Source organism: Craterilacuibacter sp., assembly GCF_051659485.1.
In the GTDB taxonomy this organism is placed as follows: Bacteria; Pseudomonadota; Gammaproteobacteria; order Burkholderiales; family Chromobacteriaceae; genus Craterilacuibacter.
The window spans coordinates 1-7459 of record NZ_JBOFOO010000182.1; the positions used below are offsets into that span (position 1 = coordinate 1).

Annotated in this window: 5 protein-coding genes and 1 pseudogene; 3 read left to right on the forward strand and 3 right to left on the reverse strand. The window is 55.5% G+C overall.

Features of this window, described 5'->3' with window-relative positions:
• From ACRC1E_RS06545 to ACRC1E_RS06555, 3 genes and pseudogenes are all read right to left on the reverse strand, one after another.
• Positions 1-209 (reverse strand): annotated as a pseudogene (locus tag ACRC1E_RS06545) (DMT family transporter); the annotation flags it as partial.
• Positions 210-292: 83 nt separating this feature from the next.
• Positions 293-2920: an aminopeptidase N gene (pepN, locus tag ACRC1E_RS06550; protein WP_438514307.1), complete on the reverse strand. Its 2628-nt coding sequence runs from the start codon at positions 2918-2920 to the stop codon at positions 293-295.
• Positions 2921-2950: 30 nt separating this feature from the next.
• Positions 2951-4732 (reverse strand): M61 family metallopeptidase, encoded by a 1782-nt coding sequence (locus ACRC1E_RS06555; RefSeq protein WP_438514308.1) that lies wholly within the window; start codon positions 4730-4732, stop codon positions 2951-2953.
• A 395-nt stretch (positions 4733-5127) separates the two neighbouring features.
• Here ACRC1E_RS06555 and ccoN point away from each other — a divergent pair, with 395 nt between their 5' ends.
• From ccoN to ACRC1E_RS06570, 3 genes are read left to right on the forward strand one after another with little or no spacing between them, the layout of a single operon-like run.
• Positions 5128-6552: a cytochrome-c oxidase, cbb3-type subunit I gene (gene ccoN, locus ACRC1E_RS06560; protein WP_438514309.1), complete on the forward strand. Its 1425-nt coding sequence runs from the start codon at positions 5128-5130 to the stop codon at positions 6550-6552.
• Positions 6553-6570: 18 nt separating this feature from the next.
• Positions 6571-7185: a cytochrome-c oxidase, cbb3-type subunit II gene (gene ccoO / locus ACRC1E_RS06565; protein WP_438514310.1), complete on the forward strand. Its 615-nt coding sequence runs from the start codon at positions 6571-6573 to the stop codon at positions 7183-7185.
• 2 nt (positions 7186-7187) lie between these two features.
• Positions 7188-7379, forward strand: a complete 192-nt coding sequence (locus tag ACRC1E_RS06570) for a cbb3-type cytochrome oxidase subunit 3 (protein ID WP_438514311.1) — start codon at positions 7188-7190, stop codon at positions 7377-7379.
• Positions 7380-7459 lie beyond the last annotated feature (80 nt).

Below are 7459 nucleotides of genomic sequence, written 5' to 3' on the forward strand. Positions count from 1 at the left end.
GTAGGCACAAAAGGCGTTGGGCGCAGCGGCCGCTTGCTCAGCAGCATGATGACACCCAGAGTGCTAATCGCCAGCACAGTGCGCAGCAAGCCAAGCTGGGCAGCGCTGGCATAGGCTAGACCCAACTTGGTAACGACCCAGTTTCCGCCCCACACCAGCCACAAAAACGCCAGAGTCAGCACGCCGGATAATGAATAACGCTTGGACATAGATTAGACAGACACAAAAACAGGCGGGCATCAGCCCGCCTGAAAATTAACCGGTGCCTGAACAAGCACACCGCAAACAAATATCAGGCTTCAAGATTTTTGGAGACAATTTCGTAAACATCACGCGACAGATCTGCCTGCGCCAAAATACGCGCCAACTCTATACGCATCAGTTCACGCCGTTTGGGTTCCAGCTTCTGCATGCGATTGAAGACCTGCACCAGACGGCTGGCAACTTGCGGATTGATGGCATCGACTGCCAGCACCTGATCGGCCATAAAGCGGTAACCCGAACCATCAGCAGCATGAAAGACTGCCATATTGCGCCCGAAAGTCCCCAGCAAGCTTCTGGCCTTGTTGGGGTTTTTCAGTGAAAACGCAGGGTGATCCATCGCCGCTTTGATCTGAGCCAGCGTATCCGGCAACTGGGATGCTGCAATAAAGGCAAAATATTTATCCATCACCAGTGCTTCAGAACGCCATTGCCGATCAAAAGCAGCCAAACATTCACGCCGCGCATCACTGGCATGATCACGCAAGGCATTTAAGGCACCGATCTGATCCGACATATTATCCGCCACCAGATACTGCGCCTTGGCACTCTCTACCGGCCAGGCATCGGGCAAGCGACATAACATGGCCAGCGCCAGATTTTTCAATGCGCGCTTGCCGGCATCTTGTGGACGGTAGTCGCGCGTCTGGTTCAGCTTCAGCGTCTCATGCCATTCACCTCGCAGCGCCTGCGCCAGTTGGGCCAATACACTCTCGCGTACCGTATGAATCAGCGACGGATCCGCATCCGTCACCATCTCGAGAATATCGGCCTCACCGGGCAAACTCAACATCAGCGCCTTGAAAGCCCCATCCAATGTCAGGTCGGTCAGTATTGCACGCAGTGCAGTCACCATACCCGCCGGCAGCTGCAGCTTGCGCCCGGCCACCGCATCTGCAAGCAGGCGTATAAAGACCCGCTCGGACAATTTCTGCCCGGCTTCCCAGCGGCAGAAACTATCGGTGTCATGCATCATCAAAAAGGCTAGCTCGTCATCGCGCCAGTTGTATTCCAGTTTGACCGGGGCGGAGAATCCGCGCAACAGGGATGGCACCGGCGCAGCGTCCATGCCGACAAAACGGAAGGTCTGGCAGCGCCCCCTGATATCCAGCACCCGCGTGCTAGCCCCGGCTTCGGCCTCACCCTCCATCTGCAGCGGCAAATCCTTGCCATCACGCCCAACCAGTCCCATCGCCAGCGGAATATGCAGTGGCAAACTGTCTTTTTGGCCTGCAATCACCGGCGTGTGCTGACGCACAGTCAGACTGAATACTTGCTGTGACGCATGGTACTCACTCTCCACCGCCAGCACCGGCGTGCCCGCCTGGCTGTACCACAAGGCAAACTGTTCCAGATCGGCACCATTGGCATCCGCCATTGCGGCGCGAAAATCATCACAAGTTACCGCCTGGCCGTCATGGCGTTTGAAATAGAGTGCCATACCTTTCTGGAAGCCTGTTTCACCCAGTAGGGTATGGTACATCCTGACAACTTCGGCACCTTTCTCATACACCGTCATGGTATAGAAGTTGTTCATCTCGATATAAGAGGCCGGGCGGATAGGATGCGCAGTCGGGCCGGCATCTTCAGGAAACTGCAAGGCACGCAAGGATTTGACGTCTTCGATGCGCTTGACTGCGCGACTCCCCATGTCGGCTGAAAACGCCTGATCACGGAAAACGGTCAGGCCTTCCTTGAGCGAAAGCTGGAACCAGTCGCGGCAGGTCACGCGGTTGCCGGTCCAGTTATGGAAATACTCGTGACCTATCACCGCCTCGACACCCTCGAAGTCCGCATCGGTCGCGGTGTCCTGACGTGCCAATACATATTTGGTGTTGAATATATTGAGGCCCTTGTTCTCCATCGCCCCCATATTGAAGTCGCCCACGGCAACAATCATATAGATATCAAGATCGTACTCGAGGCCAAAACGTGCTTCATCCCACTGCATGGCACGCTTGAGGGAGTCCATTGCATATTGCGATTTATCCAGATCGGCGGGGTCGGTCCAGACTTCCAGCGCGACGGCACGGCCGCTGCGAGTAGTAAACCTATCCTTAAGCGCAGATAAACGCCCGGCTACCAGTGCAAACAGATAAGCCGGCTTTTTGTACGGATCGACCCACTTCACCCAGTGGCGTTTCTTGTCGAGCATCCCTTCACCCACCTTATTGCCGTTGGACAGCAGCACCGGATAGGCCTGTTTGTCGGCAATCATGGTGGTGGTGAATTTGGCCATGACATCGGGCCGGTCAAGATAATAGGTAATCTTGCGAAAGCCTTCGGGCTCGCACTGGGTAAACAGGTTGCCGCCGGAAGCATACAAACCCATCAGGCTGGTATTGGCTGCAGGCTCGATCTGGGTTTCGACTTCAAGGATAAAGCTGTCCGGTACATCGGAAATCGTCAGTGTCTCGCCTTGCAACTGATAGCGCGAGGCATCCAGCTTTTCACCATCCAGCACCAACGCCACCAAACAGGCAGAACCATCCAGAACCAGCGCCGCACCCTTATCGCCATCGGCTTTACGGCGCATGACCAGACGCGACAGCACCTTGGTCGCGACAGCGCCAATATCGAAAGTCAAATCAATCTTGTCGATCAGAAAAGCGGGCACCTGATAGTCAGACAGATATTTGATATCTCTTTGCGAACCCATGCATTATCTCCCAAGCTTTTTGAGCTTCTATTATTCCAGCCAGCCACCACCGTCATTTTGCAACAGCAGGCGACACGTATCGGCAGTTTCATCCTGCAGAACCACCTCGAAAACCATCAGTTCATCGCGCCTAAAGACATGCAGCGTCAGCGTGTCACCCGTGCGATAGCGTGCCAGCGTCTTATCCAGATCTGCAGACTTCAGGCCATCGACAGCCAGCAGCACATCGCCGGCAGACAGCCCGGCATCCTGCGCCGCGCCGCCATCCCACACCTGAAGCAAACGGACACCCAGAGGATCTGCGGCGTATTTTACCCCGAGAACGGCGCGCGGACGCGGTGAAAACCCGGCCTCGATCACGCTTCCCCTGTCGGAAGCCGACTCGGCTGGCGTCAGGCTCAACTGCAGTCCCTGCGAAGGCAACAACTCGGCCAAGGGCAAATCGGCACAACTTCTGAGCGCCAGATCAAAAAATGGCATCAAGTCCAGCCCGCTAACCTCGCAGGCCAGCGCCCCCCATGCCTGTTCACCGATACCCTGCCCGTTTTGCTGCCAACGCTGCCATAAGGCACGCATCACATCATCCAGAGAGCGGCGGCCGCAGGTATCGCGCCGGATCAATAAATCCAGAGCCAGGGCAGCCAAGGCTCCTTTGGCGTAATAGCTGACAATGGCATTGGGACTGTTCTCATCCTGACGGTAATACTTGGTCCACGCATCGAAGCTCGAGTCTTCCAGCGTTTGCTTCATGCGGCCGCTACCCCGCTCTACCGCAGTCATGGTTTTAGCCAGTAGCCCAAGGTAGCGTTTCTTATCGATTAAGCCGCAACGCACCAGCGTCAAATCATCGTAATAAGAGGTAATACCCTCAAATGCCCATAACAAGCGGGTATGGTTTTCCTGCGTCAGGTCATAAGGCGTGAATGCGGCCGGCTTGATCCGCTTCACATTCCAGCTATGGAAGTATTCGTGACTGATCAGGCCCAGCAACTGCAGATAAGCATCGCTGATGCCGTCATCGCCCTCCAGTGGCAAATCGTCGCGCCCGGCCATCAGCGCCGTACTGTTGCGGTGCTCCAGTCCGCCATACACATCACCGCCCACAAACAACATGAACAGGTAATCCGCAAAAGGAGCCGGCTCGCCAAACAGGCGGATCTGGTATTCACATATTTTTTGCGTGTCACGCGCCAGACGCTGGAGGTCGGCGTGGTGATGACGTCCGGAAATAACAAAGCGGTGCGCCACACCACAAGCGGTAAAACCGACCTCGCTTAATACGCCCATCTCGACCGGATGATCAATCAGCGCATCGTAATTTTCGGCCCGATAATGGCCAAAACCGGCCGGATCAACCTGAACAGACGGCAAGGCGGTGGCCAGCGACCAGCCTTTTGAAGCGGCACAGGCCGGCGCCGTGATCTCTAACAGATGCGCCTGCGCCTCCTGCCCAGCAACCATCAGGCACAGGCTGGACGCATTGAAAAAACCACGCTCGCCATCCAGATACGCGCCGCGCACCGAGAGGTCGAAAGCATAAACCTGATATTCCAGCACCAGCGGCGCGCAGACTGCGCCGGCCTGCCAACTGTGTTTATCCAGCTTGGTCAGCGCAACTGGCTGCCCGCCTGAATGTGCGTGCAATGCAACAATATGCCGGGAAAACTCGCGGATCATATAGCTGCCGGGAATCCAGGCCGGCAAACGGAAGACCTGCCCTTCGGCCGCAGGCACATCCACCGTCAAGGTAACAAAAAACAGGTGTGCGGCAGGCTGTGCCGCATGAATTTGATAGCGAATACCGTTGTTCATTGGACAGGAAATTTCCGTATTAGATAGCGAATACTGCCGCCTTTACACAAGATGGCAGATAAAAGTTTGACTTGCATCAAGAACCGATCGAAATATGACAATAAAATGCAAACTGTTCTGCTGCCGGTCATTTTAGAGCATGCCAGCCATAAAACCGGAAAACAGCTTGCGCATTGCACAAACCGGTCTGGCCGGAAGCTTGCCAATTGGATAGAATGCCGAGTTGAAGCAAAGGCTACTCAATAGCCTAAAAGCAATATCACGTGGAGCCAAAATACCGGCAACACAGGGTAAAACACACAAATGACATCATTTCAGTCGATTCTCAATAGGTAGCGGCTGAAAAATGAATGACATAAAAAATCGTTTTTGTTTGCAACCTTGGAGAATCGTTAATGGAAACGCAATCCACTTATAACTATAAGGTGGTGCGCCAGTTTGCCATCATGACCGTCGTGTGGGGTATCGTCGGCATGCTGGTAGGCGTAATCATTGCGGCACAGCTGGTATGGCCAGACCTGAATATCGGGCCCTGGCTACACTTTGGCCGCTTGCGCCCCCTGCACACCAATGCCGTGATTTTCGCCTTCGGCGGCTGCGGTCTGTTCGCTACCTCGTACTACGTGGTGCAGCGCACCTGTAACGTACGCCTGATCTCGGACAAGCTCGCCGCGTTCACCTTCTGGGGCTGGCAAACCGTCATCGTCCTGGCTGCAATCACCTTGCCACTGGGCTTCACCCAGGGCAAGGAATATGCCGAACTGGAATGGCCGATCGACATACTGATCACTGTCATCTGGGTGGCTTATGCCTTTGTGTTTTTCGGTACCATCGCGATCCGCAAGGTCAAGCATATCTACGTGGCCAACTGGTTCTATGGCGCCTTCATTCTGGCCGTTGCCCTGTTGCACATCGTCAACAACCTGTCCATTCCGGTATCGATGTGGAAGTCCTACTCGATCTACTCCGGCGCCGTCGATGCCATGGTGCAGTGGTGGTATGGCCACAATGCCGTGGGCTTCTTCCTGACAGCGGCCTTCCTGGGCATGATGTACTACTTCGTCCCCAAGCAGGCCGGTCGTCCGGTGTACTCCTACCGTCTGTCTGTGGTGCACTTCTGGGCACTGATCTTCACCTATATGTGGGCCGGCCCGCACCACCTGCATTACACCGCACTGCCTGACTGGACCCAGTCGCTAGGCATGGTGTTCTCGCTGATTCTGCTGGCACCTAGCTGGGGCGGCATGATCAACGGCGTGATGACCCTATCCGGCGCCTGGCACAAACTGCGCACCGACCCGATCCTGAAGTTCCTGGTGGTATCGCTGTCGTTCTACGGCATGTCGACCTTTGAAGGCCCGATGATGGCCATCAAAACCGTAAACGCCCTGTCGCACTATACCGACTGGACGATCGGCCACGTACACTCCGGCGCCTTGGGCTGGGTGGGCTTCATCACCATCGGTTCCATGTACTACCTGATTCCACGCCTGTTCGGCCGTGAAGAAATGCACAGCATCAAGCTGATCGAAGCCCACTTCTGGCTGGCCACTGTCGGTGTGGTGCTCTATATCGCCGCATTGTGGATTTCCGGCGTAATGCAGGGCCTGATGTGGCGTGCGCTCAACCCTGACGGCACCCTGACTTATGCGTTTGCCGAAGTTGTCAAAGTGACCTATCCGTACCACTTCGTACGCCTGTTGGGTGGCACGCTGTACCTGAGCGGCATGTTCCTGATGGCTTACAACGTGTACCGCACCGCGATCGTTGGCAAGCCGGTGGATGCCAAGATCCCGACTGTTGCTGCGCACGCTCACTAAGGGAACGAAGGAAACAACATGGAAAAGATCCAGAAACTGATCGAAGAGAAGGTTGGCTACCTGATCGTATTGACCTTCCTGGTCATCAGCGTGGCCGCCTTGGTTGAAATCGTGCCCTTGATGTTCATGAAGCAGACCACCGAACCGGTCGCAGGCGTCAAGCCTTACACCGCGCTACAACTGGCGGGGCGTGACATCTATATCCGCGAAGGCTGCTACAACTGCCACTCGCAGATGATACGTCCGTTCCGTGCCGAGACCGAACGCTATGGTCACTACTCGGTTGCCGGTGAGTCGGTCTACGACCATCCGTTCCAGTGGGGCTCCAAGCGTACCGGGCCGGATCTGGCACGTGTAGGCGGCCGCTATTCGGACGAATGGCATCGTGTACACATGATCAATCCGCGCGACGTGGTGCCGGAGTCGAATATGCCGGCGTTCCCTTGGTTGGCAAAAAATCTGGCTGATGCCGCCGCTGTTCCGGGCAAGATGGAAGCCATGCGCAAGGTCGGCGTGCCTTACACCGATGCCGAGATCGCCGGCGCCAGTGCCGAAGTAGAAGGCAAGTCGGAATTGGATGTGCTGATTGCCTACATGCAAGGCCTCGGTCTTGCGCTGAAGAACACACGCTGATCATGGACGGCGTTATTCTTTCGCGCGCTTTATTCACGGTGTTTTGCTTTACGATTTTCATCGTGATTTTGATCGGCGCCTACAGCAAGAAATCCAAACAGCGCTATGAAGAGGCAGGCATGCTGCCCTTCATGGATGATGAGCACACGCCGGAGCAGCAATCCGGCAAGGCTTCCACTGGAGCGAAGCAATGAGTAATTTCTGGAGTACCTACATCACCGTCATCGTGGTGCTCGGCATCGTCTGGGTGACGGCTATTCTGTTCAGCCAGTCC